Source organism: Curtobacterium sp. AC272 (assembly GCF_979258155.1).
Genome location: NZ_OZ409838.1, coordinates 2,223,438 through 2,244,882, shown reverse-complemented (window position 1 = coordinate 2,244,882; position 21,445 = coordinate 2,223,438). Strand labels below are relative to the sequence as shown.

Below are 21,445 nucleotides of genomic sequence, written 5' to 3'. Positions count from 1 at the left end.
TGTGACGCGCCACGCCGACCCTCTTCCGCGACATCCGTCGGTGTGCGTACGATGCTCACGACGCCGTGATCGCGGCTGCTCATCTCCTCTCGAACGGTCGGCTCGAACCGGCCGTTCCCGTCGTGCCCGGAGTCGCGCGTGTTGGTCGGAATCGTGGAATTCCTGGGTTGGTTCGGCGCCGCAACCGTGCTGGCTGGTTACATTCTCTTCTCCACGGGGAAGCTCCCGAACGGGCCGGTCTACCAGCTCTTCAACCTCGTCGGTGGCCTGGCGGTCGCCGTCAACGTGGCCGCGCACCACGCGGTGCCGTCCACGATCGTCAACGGCATCTGGGCGATCGTCGCCGTGGTCGTGCTGGTGAAGATGGGGCGCGCTCGACGCGCGGCGAAGCGCGGCGAGCCGGCGGCCTCCGAGGCGACCGTCCTGCACGCCGAACCGGCGTCCACCACCGGCGTCCTGCCGATCATCGGCCCGGCCCTGCGGGACCACGAGCCGGAGGAGCCCTCCGAGGCGGACGCAGCCCCGGGCCTCCAGGCAGAGCCCACCACCAGCACGACGCAGGCCGCACCGACCACCAGCACGACGCAGGTCGCTCCGATGACCGAGACCGTCCCGATCATCACCGCGACGATCGCACTCGCCCTGGTCGCCGCAGCGCAGGGGCACGTGGAGCGCGCGGACAGCGCGGACAGCGCGGACAGCGCGGACAGCGCAGGCTCTGCTGAAGGCGCCGACCACGCGGAGCGGACCGAAGCCACCCGCTGACCGTCCCGTCGGCGATACGATCACCTCATGTCCCGGTGGTTGATCGCGACGATGACGTCCGTCCTCTTCATCGCGCTCGTCGTCGCCGTCGCGGGGTTCGAAGCGCTCCTCGCCGACGTCGAGGCGATCGCGCAGCCGGACGCGACCCCGTACCTCGGCCCGGCCATGGTGATCGGCGCCGCCGTGGTGGTGTTCCTCGCGACCGCGGTCGGCGCGCGAGAGGGCAACCCCGGTGTCACCGGCCTGGTCGCCGCCGCGACCGCCTACCTGGTGATGCTCGGCGTCGGCGCCGTCGGGTACGCGGCGATCCGCCGCGACCTGACCGAGCTACTCGTCTTCCCGGCCGGTTACGCACTCGGGCCGTTCGTGGTCGGGTCCGTCGTGGTGGCGCTCCTGTCGGTGATCGGCGGGATCTCCGTGGCCCGGCACCAGGCCCGGACGACGGACCGGACGCCCACTGCCGGGCAGCGGCAGGAGACCACCGTCGCGGGGGACGACACCGTCGGGCGGTAGTCTTCCCGGGCACGACGCACACGCAACGGGGGAACGATGAGCGACCAGCACACGCCGGATCCGGACCAGCAGGACGGCTGGGGAGCCGTGCCGTCGGTGGCGTCGATCCGTGGGACGCAAGGAACGCCAGCGACCGCGCAGAACGCGCAGTACGCCCCGACCGCGTCGCGCGCTCCGCGCCGGAAGCTCCGCCGAGGCCAGCTCATCGGGATCATCGCCGGCGGCACCGCCGTCGTGCTGCTGCTCGTCGCCGGTGTCGTCGGGTACTCCGTCGGCTCGGCCACCCACTCGGCCGACCGACCGGTGCGGGCGTTCCTCGACGACCTGACCGCGGGCAAGGTCGCCGACGCCCTCGACGCAGCGGGCATCGACCGGACGAAGTCGGACGTGCTCCTCACCGACGCCGCGTACGCGAAGGCGACCGCGAAGGTCACCGGCTACCGGGTGGCCGCGACGCGCACGGACGGCGACACCGCCACCGTCCGCGCGTACCTGCGCCAGGCCGGCCGTGACGTCGCGGCGACCTTCACGCTCGACAAGACCGGCACCGACTGGGGCGTGTTCCCGGTCTGGGAGCTGCAGGCGCCGGAGCTCGGCAGCGTCGACGTCAGCGTCCGGGGTCCGTCCGGCGCCTCGGTGCAGGTCGCGGGCACGTCGACGAAGACCCCGAAGGACGGCACGGTCGGCCTCCGCGCCCTCCCCGGCACCTACGCGGTCACGTACGACGGCGGCAAGTGGACGAAGGCCACGGGTGGCAGCGCCGTCGTGAGCGGGTTCGGTGGCAGCGCCTCGACGCCCGTGCAGATGACCGCGACGCTCACGGACGCGGGGGAGCAGGCGGCGAAGCGAGCCGTGGACGCCTGGGTGGACGACTGCATCGCCTCGAACGACGCCGCGCCGGCCGGGTGCAGCTTCTACGCGTACGGCGAGAACCCCGCGTACACCTACACGAACGAGAAGTGGACGCTCGAGTCGCGGCCGACCGTCGCCGTCGGCAGCTGGACCACGAACGGCTGGCTCGTCTCCACCACCACCTTCGGCCGGGCCACCTTCACGGCGGACATCGCCGGCGCCGGCGGCACCGGGACGGCCACGGCCGGACCGCTCAACGTGAACGCGAGCGGGTACATCACGGGGTTCTCGAGCTCGGGTGCGACCTTCCGGTCGGCGGTCGGCAACGGGTCCTCGGACACCGGCTCATGACGGTGTCCGGCGTGGTGCCGGCCCGGATTGATTTCGTCCCGTTACGCGGGTAGTCTCTTCTGGGTGTGCGCCCTCGGGCGCGCCCGAAAAGTCCGGCGAGCGAGATCGCCCAGTCGGACCACTCCGTCCCCCCGCAGGTTCCTCCGCCGTCAGGCGGTCATCAGCGTGGGACGAGGAAGCCGGCGGATCGCGCCGGCCAGAGAGCACGAGCGAAGAACCAGGAGAACAGTTGCCTACTATTCAGCAGCTGGTTCGCAAGGGTCGTACGCCGAAGGTCACCAAGACCAAGGCGCCCGCCCTGAAGGCGAACCCCCAGCAGCGTGGTGTGTGCACCCGCGTCTACACCACCACCCCGAAGAAGCCGAACTCCGCACTGCGCAAGGTCGCTCGTGTGAAGCTCTCGAACGGCACCGAGGTCACGGCGTACATCCCCGGTGAGGGCCACAACCTCCAGGAGCACTCGATGGTGCTCGTCCGTGGCGGTCGTGTGAAGGACCTCCCCGGCGTGCGGTACAAGATCATCCGTGGCGCCCTGGACACCCAGGCCGTGAAGAACCGTAAGCAGGCTCGTAGCCGCTACGGCGCGAAGAAGGGTTGAGTTAGATGCCTCGTAAGGGTCCCGCCCCCAAGCGTCCCGTCGTCGCCGACCCGGTCTACGGTGCGCCGATCGTCAGCCAGCTCGTCAACAAGATCCTGCTCGACGGCAAGAAGGGCCTCGCCGAGCGCATCGTCTACGGTGCACTCGAGGGCGTCACTGCCAAGAACCAGCAGGATGCTGTCGTCACGCTCAAGAAGGCGCTCGACAACGTCCGTCCGACCCTCGAGGTCCGCAGCCGCCGCGTCGGTGGCTCGACCTACCAGGTCCCGGTCGAGGTCAAGCCGCACCGCGCGAACACCCTTGCGCTCCGCTGGCTGACCTCGTACGCCAAGGCCCGTCGCGAGAAGACGATGACCGAGCGTCTCATGAACGAGATCCTCGACGCGTCGAACGGTCTCGGTGCCGCGGTCAAGCGCCGCGAGGACACGCACAAGATGGCCGAGTCGAACAAGGCCTTCGCCCACTACCGCTGGTAGTCCGGCACCGTCCGGGCACCGGTGGTCAAGAACCCCGGCGCCCGGACGGCCGCCAACCTCTCCTACAACTCTTCCGGAGGAACCCTGTGGCACAGGACGTGCTCACCGACCTGAACAAGGTCCGCAACATCGGCATCATGGCGCACATCGATGCCGGCAAGACCACGACGACCGAGCGCATCCTGTTCTACACGGGCATCACGCACAAGATCGGTGAGGTCCACGACGGCGCTGCCACGATGGACTGGATGGCGCAGGAGCAGGAGCGCGGCATCACGATCACGTCGGCCGCGACGACCTGCTTCTGGGACAACAACCAGATCAACATCATCGACACCCCCGGTCACGTGGACTTCACGGTCGAGGTGGAGCGTTCGCTCCGCGTCCTCGACGGTGCGGTCGCCGTCTTCGACGGCAAGGAGGGCGTCGAGCCCCAGTCCGAGACCGTGTGGCGTCAGGCCGACAAGTACAACGTCCCGCGCATCTGCTTCGTCAACAAGATGGACAAGCTCGGCGCGGACTTCTACTACACCGTCGACACGATCATCAACCGCCTCGGTGCTGAGCCCCTCGTGCTCCAGCTGCCGATCGGTTCGGAGAGCTCGTTCGAAGGCGTCGTCGACCTCGTCCAGATGCGTGCACTCACCTGGCGCGGCGACGCCAAGGGTGACGTCGCGATGGGTGCGAAGTACGAGATCGAAGAGATCCCGGCCGACCTGCAGGACCGCGCCGCCGAGTACCGCGAGAAGCTCATCGAGCGCGTGGCCGAGGCGGACGACGTCCTCATGGAGCGTTACCTCGAGGGCGACACCGACTTCTCGGTCGACGAGATCAAGGCCGCGATCCGCGCCCTCACCGTGAGCAGCACGCTCTACCCGGTGCTGTGCGGTTCTGCGTTCAAGAACCGCGGTGTCCAGCCGATGCTCGACGCCGTCATCGACTACCTCCCGTCCCCGCTCGACGTGCCGCCGATGATCGGCCACGACGTCAAGGACGAGGAGAAGGAGATCATCCGCAAGCCCGACGCGTCGGAGCCGTTCTCGGCCCTGGCGTTCAAGGTCGCGGTGCACCCCTTCTTCGGTCGCCTCACCTACGTCCGCGTGTACTCCGGCTCGATCGAGTCCGGCGCACAGGTCATCAACTCGACCAAGGGCAAGAAGGAGCGCATCGGGAAGATCTTCCAGATGCACTCCAACAAGGAGAACCCGGTCGCCAACGTGACCGCTGGACACATCTACGCGGTCATCGGCCTCAAGGACACCACCACCGGTGACACCCTGTGCGACCCGACCAACCAGGTCGTCCTCGAGTCGATGACGTTCCCGGAGCCGGTCATCGAGGTCGCGATCGAGCCGAACACGAAGGCTGACCAGGAGAAGCTCTCCACGGCCATCCAGAAGCTCGCCGAAGAGGACCCGACGTTCCGCGTCGAGCTCAACGCTGAGACCGGTCAGACGACGATCAAGGGCATGGGCGAGCTCCACCTCGACATCCTCGTCGACCGCATGAAGCGCGAGTTCCACGTCGAGGCGAGCGTCGGCAAGCCCCAGGTGGCCTACCGCGAGACCCTCACGAAGATCGTCGAGCGGTACGACTACACCCACAAGAAGCAGACCGGTGGTTCCGGCCAGTTCGCGAAGGTGCAGATCGCCCTCGAGCCGATGGAGGTCACGAGCGAGAAGGTCTACGAGTTCGTCAACGCGACCTCCGGTGGCCGTGTCCCGCGCGAGTACATCCCCTCGGTCGACGCCGGTATCCAGGACGCCATGCAGGTCGGCATCCTCGCGGGCTACCCGACCGTCGGCGTGAAGGCCATCCTCAAGGACGGCGCGGCGCACGACGTCGACTCGTCCGAGATGGCGTTCAAGATCGCCGGTTCCATCGCCTACAAGGAAGCGGCCCGCAAGGCCGGTCCCGCGATCCTCGAGCCGATCATGGCCGTCGAGGTCCGTACTCCTGAGGAGTACATGGGCGACGTCATCGGTGACCTGAACTCCCGTCGTGGCCAGATCGCCTCGATGGAGGACGCCTCGGGCGTCAAGGTGGTCCGCGCGAGCGTGCCGCTGTCCGAGATGTTCGGCTACGTCGGCGACCTGCGGTCGAAGACCTCTGGTCGTGCGGTCTACTCGATGACCTTCGAGACCTACAGCCAGGTCCCGGCCAAGGTCGCCGAGGAGATCATCGCGAAGAACGCGGGGAGTGACGCTCGAGCGTCTCTCCACAGGCGGGGTGCCCGGCGACGGGCCCTCGCCACCAAGTAAAGTAAAGACACACACCGCGCATCAACGGTCGCGAGCCCATCCAGGGCCGGCCGGGGATGACGCTTCCGAGTCCTGAGGAGGACCCACAGTGGCCAAGGCCAAGTTCGAGCGCACCAAGCCGCACGTCAACATCGGAACCATCGGTCACGTCGACCACGGCAAGACCACGCTCACGGCGGCGATCACCAAGGTTCTGCACGACCAGTACCCGGACCTCAACGAGGCCCGTGACTTCGCGCAGATCGACAACGCTCCCGAGGAGCGCCAGCGCGGCATCACGATCAACATCTCGCACGTCGAGTACCAGACCGAGAAGCGTCACTACGCGCACGTCGACGCCCCCGGTCACGCCGACTACGTGAAGAACATGATCACGGGTGCGGCGCAGATGGACGGCGCGATCCTCGTGGTCGCCGCCACCGACGGCCCGATGCCCCAGACGCGTGAGCACGTGCTGCTCGCCCGCCAGGTCGGCGTCCCCTACATCGTCGTCGCGCTGAACAAGTCCGACATGGTGGACGACGAGGAGATCCTGGAGCTCGTCGAGCTCGAGGTCCGCGAGCTCCTCGGTTCGCAGCAGTTCGACGAGGACGCCCCCGTCGTGCAGGTCTCGGCGCTCAAGGCGCTCGAGGGCGACGAGAAGTGGGTCAAGTCGGTCCAGGACCTCATGGCCCAGGTCGACGAGCACGTGCCGGACCCGGTGCGCGCCACCGACCAGCCGTTCCTGATGCCGATCGAGGACGTCTTCACGATCACCGGTCGTGGCACGGTCGTCACCGGTCGCGTCGAGCGTGGCACGCTCAACCTGAACGAGGAGGTCGAGATCGTCGGCATCCGCGCGACGCAGAAGACCACCGTCACGGGCATCGAGATGTTCCGCAAGCTGCTCGACCAGGCGGTCGCCGGTGACAACACCGGTCTGCTCATCCGTGGCCTCAAGCGCGAGGACGTGGAGCGCGGCCAGGTCGTCGTGAAGCCGGGTTCGGTCACGCCGCACACCGAGTTCCAGGCGAACGCGTACATCCTGACCAAGGAAGAGGGCGGGCGTCACAACCCGTTCTACGCGAACTACCGCCCGCAGTTCTACTTCCGCACCACGGACGTCACCGGCGTCATCACGCTGCCCGAGGGCACCGAGATGGTCATGCCCGGTGACACCGTCGCCATGACGGTCGAGCTGATCCAGCCGATCGCCATGGAAGAGGGCCTCCGTTTCGCCATCCGTGAGGGTGGTCGTACGGTCGGTGCCGGTACGGTCGAGAAGATCGTCAAGTAACTCCGGTTACCTGCCTCAGCGGGGTCGAGCCTTCGGGCTCGGCCCCGCTTTGTCGTTCCCCGACAGGTCCCGGTACCGCCCACGAGTCACTGACGGCCGCTCACGGCCCTGGCGGGCGGTGGACGGGAGGCCCGGGTACGCCCGCCACGACGGCGCCCGTCCGCCCCGTGCGGCGTCCCAGGCACCGGGGAGTTGGCTCGGCCGGGTGACTCGTCTGCGCTGTTCCACGACCTCCGGTCGTGGCTACCACCGTGTCCGGAGCGGACGCGGCTTCTCGTACCGCGACCCCGACGGCGCGACCGTGACCGATGCCGCGGTGCGTCAGCGGCTCGAGGACCTCGTCATCCCGCCGGCGTGGGACGACGTCTGGATCTCGCCGTACGAGAACGGGCACGTGCTCGCGACCGGCATCGACGGAGCCGGACGCCGCCAGTACATGTACCACCCGTCGTGGCGTGAGCGGATGGACCGGATCAAGTACGACCGGGCGCTCGCCCTCGCGGAGTCGCTGCCGGTCGCACGGCGCGGGGTGACGCAGTGACCTCCGACGCCCGGAACCCGATCGCCGCCGAGCGCTGGCCGCAGCGTTCCGGATGCTCGACCAGGGATCGCTGCGGGTCGGTTCGGAGCGGTACGCCAGCGAACACGGAGCCGCGGGCTGTCGACCCTGCTGTGCGCACACGCCCACGTCTCCGGTGACGACATCGAGCTCGACTTCCCCGGCAAGAGCGGGCAGGAGTGGTCGTCGTCGATCCACGACGCCGACCTCGCGACCGTGATCACCGGCATGAAGCGCCGCGGGCCGAACGCCCGACTGCTGTCGTTCCGTGAACGCCGCGGTGACGAGTGGGAGCCGTTGTCCGCCGAGGACATCAACGCCTACGTCAAGGAGCGCGCGGGTGACGACTTCACGGCGAAGGACTTCCGTACTCTGCACGGCACGGTGGCCGCGGCCGTCGACCTGGCGCAGACCGGTCCGCTGTCCTCGCAGGCGAAGCGGAAGCGTGCGGTGTCCCATGCCGTGAAGGCCGCGAGCGACGAGCTCGGCAACACCCCGACGGTGTGCCGGCAGAGCTACATCGACCCGCGGCTGCTCGACGCGTACGAGCACGGCGAGACCATCGATCCGGCCCGGATCCACGCCGCCGAGTCCGAGGTCCGGGCGCTGCTCTACCGACAATGACCCCGGGAGCGTCCGGATGACGTAGCGTTGGTCGACGTGCCGGACCACCCCACACGGCACGGAAGGACCCACAACAGTCGTGACTGACGAGTGCATCCACGGTTTCCCCACCGAGCTCTGCGACATCTGCGCGCCCCGGCAGCGTGAGGAGTCGGCGATCCCAGCCGCTCCGGCGCCACGGCGGACCCGCATCACCACCAACCTGCGCGTCGACCCGCCGGCCTCCGGCCCCGGGACGTCGCTGCGTTCGCCGACGTCCCTCCGGTCGTCGTCGGCCGACCTGCCCGAGGCTCGGGTGTTCGCGTCGCTGCGTGCGCACCACGTGACCCACATCGACAACCTCGACGGCATCGTCGGGTCCGGCGCCATCCTGGCGGCCGACCAGGCGGAGCCCGCCGTCGACGTCAGCAGCCCCGAGACCCGGGCCGCTCGCGCCGAGGCCGAAGCGCCCGACGGCAGCACCATCGCGAGCCACGTGCCGTTCACCCTGTCGCCGGATGCCGTCCGGTGGGACGAACTCCGCACCGGCGCCGTCGGGAGCGGTGGTCCGACGCCGCCCGACGCACGCGTGCGGTGGACTACGTCGTGCTCGTCGTCCCGGTCTCGGCCTTCGGTGACTCGGTGGTCGTCGCCGACCAGGACGCCGACGCCGACGACGTCCGGTTCGCCGTCGGCCCCGACGCCGGGACGAACCTGATCCGCCGGACGGACTTCTCCGACCCCGAGATGCTCGGACTCGAGCTCCTCGCCGGGCCGAGCGTGCCGTTCTCGTCCGTCGCGGTGATCGGCGTCCCGAACGACAGGGCCCGTCAGACGGTCCGTGCGGTCCTCGCCGACCACGGCGGCCACGCGCCGCGCGTGGCGGTCTTCCCCCCGTGGTTCGTTCCTCCGGTGACGGCCGAGTAGACGTCTCCACGAGCGCCCTCCGGACCATGTCCGGAGGGCGCTCCGCGTTGCGGCGGCGACCCGTGCCTCCAGGCCGTCCGATCCGCGTGGATCCGGGGAAGCGAGCCGGTGTCGACACGCCCGGCACATCGCGACACGCCCGGGTTGCACGTGGGCTCGGGACATGCGAGACTTGTCCGGTTCCGAATTCCCCGCGGGTGCGAGTCCGCAGGATCACTGCTCTGGCAGTGCACAACCCCCCTGTTCAGCAGGGCTGGGTTGGGCCGCAGGCAGCAGAACACGACTCCCCGAGGTCATGACGGACGCGACACTGTTGCGCCCGGAGTGCGAGGAAGTCGATTGCCCACGCTGGACGGCCAAGGTCGCCCGCGCGGTTGACAGGTGAACAGCGGTCATCCCCAGCGGATGCGGCCGGTTGGTTCAGGAAAACAGCACGGTCTGCAGCAATGCGGAGCCGAGCGGCGTCAGGCGGCCTGCGGGTGCGCGGCGCAGAGAGAGGACAAGAGACACATGGCGGGACAGAAGATCCGCATCCGGCTCAAGTCGTATGACCACGAGGTCATCGACACGTCGGCCTGGAAGATCGTCGACACGGTGACCCGTGCCGGTGCAACCGTGGTCGGCCCGGTGCCACTCCCCACCGAGAAGAACGTGATCGCAGTGATCCGTTCCCCTCACAAGTACAAGGACTCGCGCGAGCACTTCGAGAAGCGCACGCACAAGCGGGTCATCGACATCGTCGACCCGACGCCGAAGGCCGTCGACTCGCTCATGCGACTCGACCTGCCGGCAGACGTCAACATCGAGATCAAGCTGTAAGGGGCTGACCAATGGCGAACTCAACCAAGACCGTCAAGGGCCTCCTCGGCAAGAAGCTCGGGATGACCCAGGTGTGGGACGAGAACAACAAGTTCATCCCCGTCACCGTGATCGAGGTCGGCCCGAACGTGGTCACCCAGATCCGCAACGCTGAGCGCGACGGCTACGAGGCGATCCAGATCGCCGCCGGTGCCATCGACCCGCGCAAGGTCAACAAGCCGGCCGCCGGCCACTTCGAGGCCGCCGGCGTGACCCCGCGTCGCACCCTCACCGAGATCCGGACCAACGACTCCGCTGAGTACACGCTCGGCCAGGAGCTCACCGTGGACGGCACGTTCACGGCGGGCCAGAAGGTCGACGTCGTCGGTACCTCCAAGGGCAAGGGCTTCGCCGGTGTCATGAAGCGCCACGGCTTCCACGGCGTCGGCGCCTCGCACGGTGCACACCGCAACCACCGCAAGCCCGGCTCGATCGGTGCTTCCTCGACCCCGTCGCGTGTCTTCAAGGGCATGCGCATGGCCGGTCGTATGGGTGGCGACCGCGTGACCGTCCTCAACCTCACGGTGCACGCCGTCGACGCCGAGAAGGGTCTGCTGCTCGTCAAGGGCGCCGTCCCCGGTGCTCGTGGCCGCTCCGTCTTCGTCCGCACCGCCGTGAAGGGTAAGTGATCATGGCCACCACGACCGCAACCACGATCGACGTCCTCGACGCATCGGGTGTCAAGTCCGGCACCGTCGAGCTGCCCGCAGCTCTCTTCGACGTCGAGACCAACGTCCCGCTGATCCACCAGGTCGTCACCGCGCAGCTCGCAGCCGCGCGTCAGGGCACCCACAAGACCAAGAACCGCGGCGAAGTCCGCGGTGCCGGTCGCAAGCCGTTCAAGCAGAAGGGCACCGGCCGCGCCCGTCAGGGTTCCGTCCGTGCTCCCGAGCACACCGGTGGTGGCGTCGTCCACGGACCGACCCCCGCGACTACTCGCAGCGCACCCCCAAGAAGATGATCGCCGCAGCGCTGCTCGGCTCGCTCTCGGACCGCGCCCGCGGTGGCCGCATCTCGGCTGTCGACGGCTTCGTCGAGGCCGACGTGCCGTCGACCAAGGTCGCTCGCACGCTCCTCGAGAAGGTCGCGCCCGTCAAGCACGTGCTGATCGTGCTCGAGTCGAACGACGAGCTGACGCTCAAGTCGATCCGCAACCTGCCGAACGTCCACGCGCTCTCGTACGGCCAGCTGAACGCCTACGACGTCCTCAAGTCGGACGCCGTCGTCTTCAGCAAGAGCGCCCTCGACGCCTTCATCGCGTCGAAGACCGCGAAGGAGATCACCGCATGAGCGGCTTCAACAAGGACCCGCGCGACGTCATCATCTCGCCGGTCGTCTCGGAGAAGAGCTACGCGCTCATCGACCAGGGCAAGTACACGTTCATCGTGGACCCCGCTCGAACAAGACCGAGATCAAGCTCGCCATCGAGAAGATCTTCGAGGTCAAGGTCGCGAGCATCAACACGCTGAACCGCCCGGGCAAGACCCGTCGCACCAAGTTCGGTCTCGGCAAGCGCAAGGACACCAAGCGCGCCATCGTGACGCTCAAGTCCGGTTCGATCGACATCTTCACGGCTGTCGGCTGAGGACCAGAGGGATAAATCATGGCTATTCGTAACTACAAGCCGACGACCCCCGGTCGTCGCGGCTCGTCGGTCGCCGACTTCGCTGAGATCACCCGTTCGACTCCGGAGAAGTCCCTGCTTCGTCCGCTGCCGAAGACCGGTGGTCGCAACAGCTCCGGCCGCATCACCACGCGTCACATCGGTGGTGGCCACAAGCGCCAGTACCGCGTGATCGACTTCCGTCGCTCCGACAAGGACGGCGTGGACGCCAAGGTCGCTCACATCGAGTACGACCCCAACCGCACTGCGCGCATCGCGCTCCTGCACTACGTGGACGGCACGAAGCGGTACATCATCGCGCCGAACAAGCTCAAGCAGGGCGACGTCATCGAGCAGGGCCCCGGCGCCGACATCAAGCCCGGCAACAACCTGCCGCTGCGCAACATCCCCGTGGGTACCGTCGTGCACGCCATCGAGCTCCGCCCCGGTGGCGGCGCGAAGATGGCCCGCTCGGCCGGCGCCTCGGTGCGTCTCGTCGCCAAGGACGGCCCATACGCGCAGCTCCGTCTGCCGTCGGGCGAGGTCCGCAACGTCGACGCACGCTGCCGCGCCACGATCGGCGAGGTCGGCAACGCCGAGCAGTCGAACATCAACTGGGGCAAGGCCGGCCGCATGCGCTGGAAGGGCGTCCGCCCGACCGTGCGTGGTGTCGCGATGAACCCGGTCGACCACCCCCACGGTGGTGGCGAGGGCAAGACCTCCGGTGGTCGTCACCCGGTCAGCCCCTGGGGCCAGGCCGAGGGTCGCACGCGCAAGCCGAACAAGCCGAGCGACAAGCTCATCGTCCGTCGCCGTAACGCCGGCAAGAAGCGCAAGTAGGAGTTCAGAAGATGCCACGCAGTCTGAAGAAGGGCCCCTTCGTCGACGAGCACCTGCTCCGCAAGGTCGTCACGCAGAACGAGGCCAACACCAAGAACGTGATCCGTACGTGGTCGCGGCGGTCGATGATCGTCCCGAACATGCTCGGGCACACCATCGCCGTGCACGACGGCCGCAAGCACATCCCGGTGTTCGTCACCGAGTCGATGGTCGGTCACAAGCTCGGCGAGTTCGCGCCGACCCGCACCTTCCGTGGTCACGTGAAGGACGACAAGAAGGGCCGTCGCCGCTAACGCGGGGACGCAGAGGAGGAACGAAATGGTGGAGTCGATCGCACGCGTGCGACACATCCGCGTCACGCCTCAGAAGGCCCGTCGCGTCATCGAGCTGATCCGCGGCAAGCAGGCCCACGAGGCGCTCGCCATCCTGAAGTTCGCCCCCCAGGGCGCTTCGGAGCCCGTGTACAAGCTGGTCGCCTCGGCGATCGCGAACGCCCGGGTGAAGGCTGACTCGACGAACAGCTTCCTCGACGAGCGCGACCTCTACGTGAGCCGCGTCTTCGTCGACGAGGGAACGACCCTGAAGCGGTTCCAGCCGCGCGCCCAGGGCCGGGCCTTCCGCATCAACAAGCGCACCAGCCACATCACGGTCGTCCTCGCGACGCCGGAAGAGGCCGAGGCTGCCGCGACGAGCAAGAAGGCGAGCAACTAATGGGCCAGAAGGTCAACCCGTACGGCTTCCGTCTCGGGATCACGACGGACCACGTCTCGCACTGGTTCACCGACAGCAAGAAGGCCGGTCAGCGCTACGCCGACTACGTGGCCGAGGACATCAAGGTGCGCGAGTACCTGAAGAAGACCCTCGACCGCGCCGGTGTCGCTCGCATCGAGCTCGAGCGCACCCGTGACCGTGTCCGCGTGGACATCCACACGGCGCGTCCGGGCATCGTCATCGGCCGCCGCGGCGCCGAGGCGGAGCGCGTTCGCGGTGAGCTCGAGAAGCTCACCAAGAAGCAGATCCAGCTGAACATCCTCGAGGTCAAGAACCCCGAGACCGAGGCTCAGCTCGTCGCGCAGGGCATCGCCGAGCAGCTCTCCGCTCGTGTCGCGTTCCGTCGCGCCATGCGCAAGGGCCTGCAGGGTGCACAGCGCGCCGGCGCCAAGGGTGTCCGCATCCAGGTGTCGGGCCGTCTCGGCGGCGCCGAGATGTCCCGTTCGGAGTTCTACCGCGAAGGCCGTGTGCCGCTGCACACCCTCCGCGCGAACATCGACTACGGCTTCTACGAGGCCCGGACCACGTTCGGCCGCATCGGCGTGAAGGTCTGGATCTACAAGGGCGACATCACGAACAAGGAGCTCGCTCGCGAGCAGGCGAACCAGCGTTCGTCGCGCCCCGAGCGTCGTGGCGGCCCGCGCGGTGAGCGTGGCGACCGTGGCGGCGACCGTCGTGGCGGCGACCGCGGTGACCGCCGCCCGCAGCAGGCCCCGCAGGACGCGCCGGCCGGCGCAGGAGTTGAGGCGTAACCATGCTTATTCCCCGTCGAGTCAAGCACCGCAAGCAGCACCACCCGAAGCGTTCGGGTCAGGCAACCGGTGGTACCAAGGTCAGCTTCGGCGACTACGGCATCCAGGCCCTCACCCCGGCGTACGTGACCAACCGTCAGATCGAGTCCGCTCGTATCGCCATGACGCGTCACATCAAGCGTGGCGGCAAGGTCTGGATCAACATCTACCCGGACCGTCCGCTCACGAAGAAGCCGGCTGAGACCCGCATGGGTTCCGGTAAGGGCTCGCCCGAGTGGTGGGTCGCCAACGTCAAGCCGGGTCGTGTGCTCTTCGAGCTCTCCGGCGTCACCGAGGACATCGCCCGTGAGGCGCTGACCCGTGCAATCCACAAGCTGCCCCTCAAGGCACGCATCATCAAGCGCGAGGAGGGCGACGCATAATGGCGATCGGTTCCAAGGAGCTCCGTCCGACGGAGCTCGACACGTTCGAGAACGAGCGTCTCGCTGACGAGCTGAAGAAGGCCAAGGAGGAACTCTTCAACCTCCGCTTCCAGTCGGCCACCGGCCAGCTGGAGAGCCACGGTCGTCTCCGTGCCGTCAAGCGCGACATCGCTCGCATCTACACCGTCCTCCGCGAGCGCGAGCTCGGCATCCGTGCCACTCCCGCGCCCGTCGAGACCGCCACCAAGGCCAAGAAGACGACGAAGAAGGCTGACAAGCCGGCTGAGTCGACCGAGGCCGAGACCGCCGAGGAGAAGTAATGGCGAACGAAGAGAAGACCTCCGCCGCCCTCACTCGCGGCTACCGCAAGACGCGTCGCGGCTACGTGACCAGCGACAAGATGGACAAGACCATCGTGGTCGAGGTCGAGGACCGCGTGAAGCACGCGCTCTACGGCAAGATCATCCGTCGCACGTCCAAGGTGAAGGCCCACGACGAGCTCGGCACCGCTGGTGTCGGCGACCTCGTCGTGATCAGCGAGACCCGTCCCCTCAGCGCTTCCAAGCGCTGGCGCCTGGTCGAGATCCTCGAGAAGGCCAAGTAGGCCTCGGCCTGCTTCGGAATAGGAGACAGCAGTGATTCAGCAGGAATCCCGCCTGAAGATCGCCGACAACACGGGTGCCAAGGAGATCTTGACCATCCGCGTGCTCGGTGGTTCGGGTCGTCGCTACGCCGGTCTCGGTGACGTCATCGTCGCCACGGTGAAGGACGCCATCCCCGGCGGCAACGTGAAGAAGGGTGACGTCGTCAAGGCGGTCATCGTTCGCACCAAGAAGGAGACCCGTCGTCAGGACGGCTCCTACATCAAGTTCGACGAGAACGCGGCAGTGATCCTCAAGGCCGACGGCGACCCGCGCGGCACGCGCATCTTCGGTCCGGTCGGTCGCGAGCTCCGTGACAAGAAGTTCATGAAGATCATCTCGCTCGCGCCGGAGGTGCTGTAAGCCATGGCGAACATCAAGAAGGGTGACCTCGTCCAGGTCATCACGGGCGCGACGCAGGAGCGTGGCGGCGACCGTGGCAAGCAGGGCAAGGTCATCGAGGTCCTCAAGGACAAGCAGCGGGTCGTCGTCGAGGGCGTGAACTTCGTCACGAAGCACGTCCGCGTCGGCCAGACGCAGCGCGGCTCGAAGACGGGTGGCATCGAGAAGCACGAAGCCTCGATCCACGTGTCGAACGTCGCTCTCGTCGACCCGAAGACGAAGAAGCCGACCCGCGTCGGCTTCCGTACCGAAGAGGTGGAGAAGGGCGGGGTCAAGAAGACCGTCCGCGTCCGCTACGCCAAGAAGTCAGGTGAGACGCTCTGATGACTGACACGACTGCAACGACTGAGGCCCCCAAGGTCCAGCCGCGCCTCAAGCAGAAGTACAAGGACGAGATCAAGGCCACGCTCACCGAGCAGTTCGGCTACGCGAACGTCAACCAGGTCCCCGGCCTGGTCAAGGTCGTCGTGAACACCGGTGTCGGCGAGGCCGCTCGCGACTCGAAGATCATCGAGGGGGCCATCAAGGACCTCACGGCGATCACGGGTCAGAAGCCCCAGGTCAACATCGCTCGCAAGTCCATCGCGCAGTTCAAGCTGCGCGAGGGTCAGGCGATCGGTGCGCACGTCACCCTCCGTGGTGACCGCGCCTGGGAGTTCCTCGACCGCCTGATCTCCCTCGCACTGCCCCGCATCCGCGACTTCCGCGGTCTCAGCGACAAGCAGTTCGACGGGAACGGCAACTACACGTTCGGTCTCTCGGAGCAGTCCGTGTTCCACGAGATCGACCAGGACCGCATCGACCGTGTCCGCGGCTTCGACATCACTGTCGTCACCACCGCGAAGACGGACGACGAGGGACGCGCGCTGCTCCGCCAGCTCGGCTTCCCGTTCCGCTCCAACGAGCAGACGGTCTAAACTACTTCGGGCGGTGCGGGCCGGAGGATTCACGTCCTCCGGCCCGCACGCACGAACACACCGATCCTGGGGAACCGCCCCGGGATCACTCGATCGCTCAGGTCGGCATTCGTGGAACGGGTGTCGAAACCAGGCGAGAAATGGACGAACATCATGACGATGACCGATCCGGTCGCAGACATGCTGACCAGATTGCGGAACGCGAACTCCGCGCACCACGACGCCGTCGCGCTCCCGAGCTCCAAGCTCAAGAAGAACATCGCCGACATCCTCAAGCGTGAGGGCTACATCAGCGAGTGGAAGGTGGAGGACGCCCGAGTCGGGCAGACCCTCACCATCGACCTGAAGTACGGCCCCGAGCGCGAGCGTTCGATCGCCGGCATCAAGCGCGTGTCGAAGCCGGGCCTCCGGGTCTACGCGAAGTCGACGGAGATCCCCCAGGTCCTCGGTGGCCTCGGCGTGGCGATCCTCTCGACCTCGTCCGGCCTGCTGACCGACCGCGAAGCCGAGCAGAAGGGCGTGGGTGGGGAAGTCCTCGCCTACGTGTGGTGATCGACAATGTCACGAATCGGACGTCTTCCCATCGACATCCCCGCCGGCGTGACCGTCTCCGTTGACGGTCAGAGCGTGGCGGTCAAGGGCCCGAAGGGCGAGCTCGCGCTCGTCATCGCGGAGCCCATCCAGGCCAAGGTCGAGGAGAACCAGGTTCTCGTCACCCGTCCGGACGACGAGCGCGAGTCGCGTTCGCTCCACGGCCTGACCCGTACCCTCATCGCCAACAACATCATCGGCGTGACCCAGGGCTACACCAAGGGCCTCGAGGTCGTCGGCACCGGTTACCGCGTGCAGGCGAAGGGCTCGAACCTCGAGTTCGCGCTCGGGTACTCCCACTCGATCACGGTCGAGCCGCCCGCGGGCATCAGCTTCGCGGTCGAGGGCAACAACAAGGTCACGGTCGCCGGCATCGACAAGCAGGCAGTCGGCGAAGTGGCGGCGAACATCCGGAAGCTCCGGAAGCCCGAGCCGTACAAGGGCAAGGGTGTCCGTTACGCCGGCGAGAACGTGCGCCGCAAGGCCGGAAAGTCAGGTAAGTGATCATGGGACTCCTCAAGACACGAGGCAAGAGCAAGGCGGCCGCCAAGGCGCGTCGTCACAACCGTCTCCGCAAGAAGATCACCGGCACCGAGGCTCGTCCCCGTCTCGCCGTCACCCGCTCGTCGCGTCACGTGTTCGTGCAGGTCATCGACGACGCGAAGGGTCATACCCTCGCAAGCGCCTCGACGATGGAGGCAGACCTCCGCTCGTTCGACGGCGACAAGACCGCCAAGGCCCGTCGCGTCGGTGAGCTCCTCGCCGAGCGCGCGAAGTCGGCTGGCGTCGAGGCCGTGGTCTTCGACCGCGGTGGCAGCAAGTACGCCGGTCGCGTCGCCGCGATCGCCGATGGTGCCCGTGAAGGAGGGCTGAACCTGTGAGCGACAACGCGAACACCAACGAAGACGCCAAGACCGGGGCCGTCGAGGCCACGGACGCCGTCGAGACCACCGAGGCGAGCACGGAGGCCACCGAGGCCACCGAGGCGACCGCTGAGGGCACCGAGGCAACTGCTGAGGGTACCGAGGCAGCCGCTGAGGGCACCGACACCGCCGCGAAGGGCAAGGAGGCGGAGGCACCTGCCGTCGCCGAGCGTCCCGTCGAGACCGCTGCCGGTTCCGCATCGAACAACCGCGACTCGGCCGACAACCGTGGCCGTCGTGGTGGCGGTCGTGACCGTCAGCAGGGCCGCGACCGCAACAACCGCGGTGGCGACAGCCAGTTCCTCGAGCGCGTGGTGACCATCAACCGCGTCTCGAAGGTCGTCAAGGGTGGTCGTCGCTTCAGCTTCACGGCGCTCGTCGTCGTGGGTGACGGCAACGGCCTCGTGGGCGTCGGCTACGGCAAGGCCAAGGAGGTCCCCACGGCGATCTCCAAGGGTGTCGAAGAGGCGAAGAAGAACTTCTTCCGCGTCCCCCGCGTCGGCAACACCATCCCGCACCCCGTGCAGGGTGAAGCCGCTGCTGGCGTCGTCCTCCTGCGTCCGGCCGGCCCGGGTACCGGTGTCATCGCCGGTGGTCCCGTCCGCGCCGTGCTCGAGTGCGCCGGCATCCACGACGTCCTGAGCAAGTCGCTCGGTTCGTCGAACACCATCAACATCGTGCACGCGACCGTCGAGGCTCTGAAGCAGCTCGAGGAGCCCCGCGCCGTCGCGAGCCGTCGTGGCCTCGACGTCGAGCGGGTCGTCCCGGCTCGTCTGCTCCAGGCCGAGGCTGCAGCACTGCGTGCCGCGACCGAGAAGGCAGGTGCGTGATGGCGACGCTGAAGATCACGCAGATCAAGTCCGTTATCAGCGAGAAGCAGTACCAGCGCGACACGCTCCGCAGCCTGGGTCTCAAGCGCATCGGCCGTACGGTCGAGCGTGAGGACAACGCCCAGAACCGCGGGTACATCGCAACGGTGGCGCACCTCGTGAAGGTCGAGGAGGTCGACGCATGAGCGACGAGAAGAACGAGCGCGTGCAGGTGCTGAAGCTGCACCACCTCCGCCCCGCAGAGGGCGCCAAGAAGGACCGCACCCGTGTGGGTCGCGGTGAGGGCTCGAAGGGCAAGACCGCTGGGCGTGGTACCAAGGGCACGAAGGCCCGTTACCAGGTCCGGGTCGGCTTCGAGGGTGGGCAGATGCCGCTGCACATGCGCACCCCGAAGCTCCGCGGGTTCAAGAACCCGTTCCGGGTCGAGTACCAGGTCGTGAACCTGGACAAGATCCTCGGAGCTCTACCCCGATGGTGGCGACGTCACCGTTGCGGGCCTGGTCGCCAAGGGCGCCGTCCGCAAGAACGAGAAGGTCAAGGTTCTCGGTCAGGGTGACATCACCGTGAAGATCACGGTCACGGTCGACAAGGTCTCGGCGTCCGCCGCCGAGAAGATCGTGGCTGCTGGCGGCACCGTCTCCCAGTAACCCTCGTCGGCGGCCCGTGGCGTTTGCGCACGGGCCGCCGTTACGGTTTCCTGACAGTGGCCGGCATCCGCCAGCCTGGTCGGCCCTGCCGACCGACACCGGAACGGCCGCGATCGACGGCCCCGGTCCCAGAAGTTCGGAGTCCTCGTGTTCAGAGCGGTCGCGCGCATCATGCGCACCCTGATCTTCGCAAGAAGATCGGCTTCACCCTCGCGATCATCGCGCTGTTCCGCCTCGGGTCGTACATCCCGGCACCGTTCGTCGACTACGCGGCCGTGCAGAGCTGTCTCGCCAGCGCCTCGTCGTCCGGCGGTCTCTACGACCTGATCAACCTGTTCTCCGGCGGCGCGCTGCTGAAGCTCTCGGTCTTCGCGCTCGGGATCATGCCGTACATCACGTCGTCGATCATCGTGCAGCTCCTGCGCGTGGTCATCCCGCACTTCGACTCCCTCTACAAGGAGGGCCAGTCCGGTCAGGCGAAGCTGACGCAGTACACGCGCTACCTCACGATCGCGCTGGGCGTGCTGCAGTCCACCACCCTGATCACGGTCGCCCGCTCGGGTGCCCTCTTCGGCACGAACGCGTCGTCCTCCTGCTCGTCGATCATCTCGAACGACAGCTGGTACGCGATCATGCTCATGGTCGTCACGCTGACCGCCGGTACCGGCCTCATCATGTGGATGGGCGAGCTCGTCACCGAGCGCGGCATCGGCAACGGCATGTCGCTCCTCATCTTCACGTCGATCGCGGCGCAGTTCCCGTCGGCGCTCTGGGCCATCGAGCAGTCGCAGTCGTTCGAGCTCTTCCTGTTCGTCATCCTGGTCGGACTGGTCATCATGATGGCCGTCGTGTTCGTCGAGCAGTCACAGCGGCGGATCCCGGTCCAGTACGCCAAGCGCATGGTCGGCCGGCGCACGTACGGCGGCAACAACACGTACATCCCGATCAAGGTGAACATGGCCGGCGTCGTGCCCGTCATCTTCGCGTCGTCGCTGCTGTACCTGCCGGCCCTGGTCGCGCAGTTCAACAAGCCCTCGGACGGCTCCGAGCCCGCAGCGTGGGTCACCTGGATCGAGAACAACCTCGTCTCCGGCGACAACCTGTTCTACATGGTGCTGTACTTCCTGCTCATCGTCGGGTTCACGTACTTCTACGTGGCGATCACCTTCAACCCCGAAGAGGTCGCCGACAACATGAAGAAGTACGGCGGGTTCATCCCCGGCATCCGTGCCGGTCGTCCGACCGCCGAGTACCTCGACTACGTCCTCACCCGGGTGACGCTGCCCGGCTCGCTCTACCTCGGTTTCATCGCGCTCATCCCGCTGGCAGCACTGGCGCTGTTCGGCGCGAACCAGAACTTCCCGTTCGGTGGCGCGAGCATCCTGATCATCGTGGGTGTCGGTCTCGAGACCGTGAAGCAGATCGACTCGCAGCTGCAGCAGCGTCACTACGAAGGGCTTCTCCGTTGAGCGCACGTCTCATCATCGTCGGACCCCCGGAGCGGGGAAGGGCACCCAGGCCGGACGGATCGCCGAGTCCTTCGGGATCCCGGCCGTCTCGACGGGCGACATCTTCCGCAAGAACGTCGCAGAGGGCACGCCGCTCGGTGTGCAGGCCAAGGCGATCATGGACGCCGGCGACTACGTGCCGGACTCCCTGACGAACGAGCTCGTGAAGTCCCGCCTGAACGAGGCGGACGCTGCCGAGGGGTTCCTGCTCGACGGGTACCCGCGCACGGTCGGACAGGTCGAGTACCTCGACGCGCTGCTCGCTGAGCAGGGCACCGGCATCGACGCGGTCGTGCAGCTCGTCGCCGACCAGGACGAGCTCGTCGGCCGGCTGCTCAAGCGCGCCGAGCAGCAGGGCCGCAGCGACGACAACGAGGAGACGATCCGTCGTCGCCAGCAGGTCTACACCGAGCAGACCGCTCCGATCGTCGGTGCCTACGGCGAACGCGGCCTCGTGCTCGACGTCGACGGCCTCGGCGCGATCGACGAGGTCGGCGACCGCATCCAGGCCGCGCTGTCGGCTCGCGGGCTGACCGCGGGCGTCTGACCCGGCGTGGTC

Annotated in this window: 25 protein-coding genes and 7 pseudogenes; all 32 read left to right on the top strand. The window is 67.5% G+C overall.

Annotated elements, in window-relative coordinates:
- Positions 1-153: 153 nt before the first annotated feature.
- The 32 genes and pseudogenes from ACZZ0J_RS11430 to ACZZ0J_RS11275 all read left to right on the top strand — a co-directional run bounded on the left by ACZZ0J_RS11430 (position 154) and on the right by ACZZ0J_RS11275 (position 21,433).
- Entirely contained in the window at positions 154-765 is a 612-nt protein-coding gene (locus tag ACZZ0J_RS11430) for a CBU_0592 family membrane protein (RefSeq protein ID WP_463436969.1), read from the top strand.
- A gap of 27 nt (positions 766-792) precedes the next feature.
- Positions 793-1,278, top strand: coding sequence for a DUF6121 family protein (locus ACZZ0J_RS11425; RefSeq protein ID WP_194647367.1), 486 nt, complete (start codon positions 793-795; stop codon positions 1,276-1,278).
- Between the two features lie 36 nt (positions 1,279-1,314).
- Positions 1,315-2,481, top strand: coding sequence for a hypothetical protein (locus tag ACZZ0J_RS11420; RefSeq protein WP_463436967.1), 1,167 nt, complete (start codon positions 1,315-1,317; stop codon positions 2,479-2,481).
- A 229-nt stretch (positions 2,482-2,710) separates the two neighbouring features.
- Positions 2,711-3,079 carry a 30S ribosomal protein S12 gene (rpsL, locus tag ACZZ0J_RS11415; protein ID WP_017885540.1) on the top strand — a complete coding sequence of 123 codons (369 nt, stop codon included), beginning with the start codon at positions 2,711-2,713 and terminating at the stop codon, positions 3,077-3,079.
- 5 nt (positions 3,080-3,084) lie between these two features.
- A complete protein-coding gene (rpsG, locus tag ACZZ0J_RS11410) occupies positions 3,085-3,555 on the top strand; it encodes a 30S ribosomal protein S7 (protein ID WP_055950927.1) in 471 nt (156 codons plus the stop codon).
- Between the two features lie 86 nt (positions 3,556-3,641).
- Positions 3,642-5,753, top strand: a pseudogene (gene fusA / locus ACZZ0J_RS11405) (elongation factor G); the annotation flags it as partial.
- Positions 5,754-5,904: 151 nt separating this feature from the next.
- Positions 5,905-7,092, top strand: coding sequence for an elongation factor Tu (gene tuf, locus ACZZ0J_RS11400; protein ID WP_111083472.1), 1,188 nt, complete (start codon positions 5,905-5,907; stop codon positions 7,090-7,092).
- Positions 7,093-7,297: 205 nt separating this feature from the next.
- Positions 7,298-8,275: pseudogene (locus ACZZ0J_RS11395) on the top strand (DNA topoisomerase IB).
- A gap of 79 nt (positions 8,276-8,354) precedes the next feature.
- Complete coding sequence (locus ACZZ0J_RS11390) at positions 8,355-8,972, top strand: hypothetical protein (RefSeq protein WP_463436964.1); 618 nt, start codon at positions 8,355-8,357, stop codon at positions 8,970-8,972.
- On the top strand, positions 8,897-9,181 hold the full coding sequence (locus tag ACZZ0J_RS11385) for a hypothetical protein (protein WP_463436962.1): 285 nt from the start codon (positions 8,897-8,899) through the stop codon (positions 9,179-9,181). The genes ACZZ0J_RS11390 and ACZZ0J_RS11385 overlap by 76 nt, the downstream gene beginning before the upstream one ends.
- Before the next feature lie 510 nt (positions 9,182-9,691).
- Positions 9,692-10,000, top strand: a complete 309-nt coding sequence (gene rpsJ, locus ACZZ0J_RS11380) for a 30S ribosomal protein S10 (RefSeq protein ID WP_463436960.1) — start codon at positions 9,692-9,694, stop codon at positions 9,998-10,000.
- Positions 10,001-10,011: 11 nt separating this feature from the next.
- A complete protein-coding gene (gene rplC, locus ACZZ0J_RS11375; RefSeq protein ID WP_027466731.1) occupies positions 10,012-10,668 on the top strand; it encodes a 50S ribosomal protein L3 in 657 nt (218 codons plus the stop codon).
- A gap of 2 nt (positions 10,669-10,670) precedes the next feature.
- A pseudogene (gene rplD, locus ACZZ0J_RS11370) lies at positions 10,671-11,329 on the top strand (50S ribosomal protein L4).
- Positions 11,326-11,624, top strand: a pseudogene (gene rplW, locus ACZZ0J_RS11365) (50S ribosomal protein L23). The pseudogenes rplD and rplW overlap by 4 nt, the downstream one beginning before the upstream one ends.
- A gap of 18 nt (positions 11,625-11,642) precedes the next feature.
- Positions 11,643-12,482, top strand: coding sequence for a 50S ribosomal protein L2 (gene rplB / locus ACZZ0J_RS11360; protein ID WP_111083467.1), 840 nt, complete (start codon positions 11,643-11,645; stop codon positions 12,480-12,482).
- An 11-nt stretch (positions 12,483-12,493) separates the two neighbouring features.
- Entirely contained in the window at positions 12,494-12,775 is a 282-nt protein-coding gene (rpsS, locus tag ACZZ0J_RS11355) for a 30S ribosomal protein S19 (RefSeq protein WP_017885529.1), read from the top strand.
- A gap of 25 nt (positions 12,776-12,800) precedes the next feature.
- Entirely contained in the window at positions 12,801-13,193 is a 393-nt protein-coding gene (rplV, locus tag ACZZ0J_RS11350) for a 50S ribosomal protein L22 (protein WP_111083466.1), read from the top strand.
- On the top strand, positions 13,193-14,005 hold the full coding sequence (gene rpsC, locus ACZZ0J_RS11345; RefSeq protein WP_017885527.1) for a 30S ribosomal protein S3: 813 nt from the start codon (positions 13,193-13,195) through the stop codon (positions 14,003-14,005). The genes rplV and rpsC overlap by 1 nt, the downstream gene beginning before the upstream one ends.
- A 2-nt stretch (positions 14,006-14,007) precedes the next feature.
- The gene (gene rplP / locus ACZZ0J_RS11340; protein ID WP_111083465.1) at positions 14,008-14,427 is read left to right on the top strand and encodes a 50S ribosomal protein L16; all 420 of its coding nucleotides are present in this window, start codon (positions 14,008-14,010) and stop codon (positions 14,425-14,427) included.
- A complete protein-coding gene (gene rpmC, locus ACZZ0J_RS11335; RefSeq protein ID WP_111083464.1) occupies positions 14,427-14,747 on the top strand; it encodes a 50S ribosomal protein L29 in 321 nt (106 codons plus the stop codon). The genes rplP and rpmC overlap by 1 nt, the downstream gene beginning before the upstream one ends.
- Positions 14,747-15,031, top strand: a complete 285-nt coding sequence (gene rpsQ, locus ACZZ0J_RS11330) for a 30S ribosomal protein S17 (RefSeq protein ID WP_111083463.1) — start codon at positions 14,747-14,749, stop codon at positions 15,029-15,031. The genes rpmC and rpsQ overlap by 1 nt, the downstream gene beginning before the upstream one ends.
- A gap of 31 nt (positions 15,032-15,062) precedes the next feature.
- Complete coding sequence (rplN, locus tag ACZZ0J_RS11325) at positions 15,063-15,431, top strand: 50S ribosomal protein L14 (RefSeq protein ID WP_111083462.1); 369 nt, start codon at positions 15,063-15,065, stop codon at positions 15,429-15,431.
- Between the two features lie 3 nt (positions 15,432-15,434).
- The gene (gene rplX, locus ACZZ0J_RS11320; RefSeq protein WP_111083461.1) at positions 15,435-15,794 is read left to right on the top strand and encodes a 50S ribosomal protein L24; all 360 of its coding nucleotides are present in this window, start codon (positions 15,435-15,437) and stop codon (positions 15,792-15,794) included.
- Complete coding sequence (rplE, locus tag ACZZ0J_RS11315) at positions 15,794-16,387, top strand: 50S ribosomal protein L5 (RefSeq protein WP_194647370.1); 594 nt, start codon at positions 15,794-15,796, stop codon at positions 16,385-16,387. Before rplX ends, rplE begins: the two co-directional genes overlap by 1 nt.
- A 153-nt stretch (positions 16,388-16,540) precedes the next feature.
- Positions 16,541-16,939, top strand: a complete 399-nt coding sequence (rpsH, locus tag ACZZ0J_RS11310; protein WP_017885519.1) for a 30S ribosomal protein S8 — start codon at positions 16,541-16,543, stop codon at positions 16,937-16,939.
- A 6-nt stretch (positions 16,940-16,945) separates the two neighbouring features.
- Positions 16,946-17,482, top strand: coding sequence for a 50S ribosomal protein L6 (gene rplF / locus ACZZ0J_RS11305; RefSeq protein WP_111083459.1), 537 nt, complete (start codon positions 16,946-16,948; stop codon positions 17,480-17,482).
- A gap of 2 nt (positions 17,483-17,484) precedes the next feature.
- Entirely contained in the window at positions 17,485-17,859 is a 375-nt protein-coding gene (gene rplR, locus ACZZ0J_RS11300; protein WP_031259041.1) for a 50S ribosomal protein L18, read from the top strand.
- Positions 17,856-18,731: a 30S ribosomal protein S5 gene (gene rpsE, locus ACZZ0J_RS11295; protein ID WP_463436955.1), complete on the top strand. Its 876-nt coding sequence runs from the start codon at positions 17,856-17,858 to the stop codon at positions 18,729-18,731. Before rplR ends, rpsE begins: the two co-directional genes overlap by 4 nt.
- A complete protein-coding gene (gene rpmD, locus ACZZ0J_RS11290; protein ID WP_173168934.1) occupies positions 18,731-18,916 on the top strand; it encodes a 50S ribosomal protein L30 in 186 nt (61 codons plus the stop codon). Before rpsE ends, rpmD begins: the two co-directional genes overlap by 1 nt.
- 17 nt (positions 18,917-18,933) lie before the next feature.
- Positions 18,934-19,378: pseudogene (gene rplO, locus ACZZ0J_RS11285) on the top strand (50S ribosomal protein L15); the annotation flags it as partial.
- Positions 19,379-19,525: 147 nt separating this feature from the next.
- A pseudogene (gene secY / locus ACZZ0J_RS11280) lies at positions 19,526-20,847 on the top strand (preprotein translocase subunit SecY).
- Positions 20,844-21,433: pseudogene (locus ACZZ0J_RS11275) on the top strand (adenylate kinase). The pseudogenes secY and ACZZ0J_RS11275 overlap by 4 nt, the downstream one beginning before the upstream one ends.
- Positions 21,434-21,445: the final 12 nt, after the last annotated feature.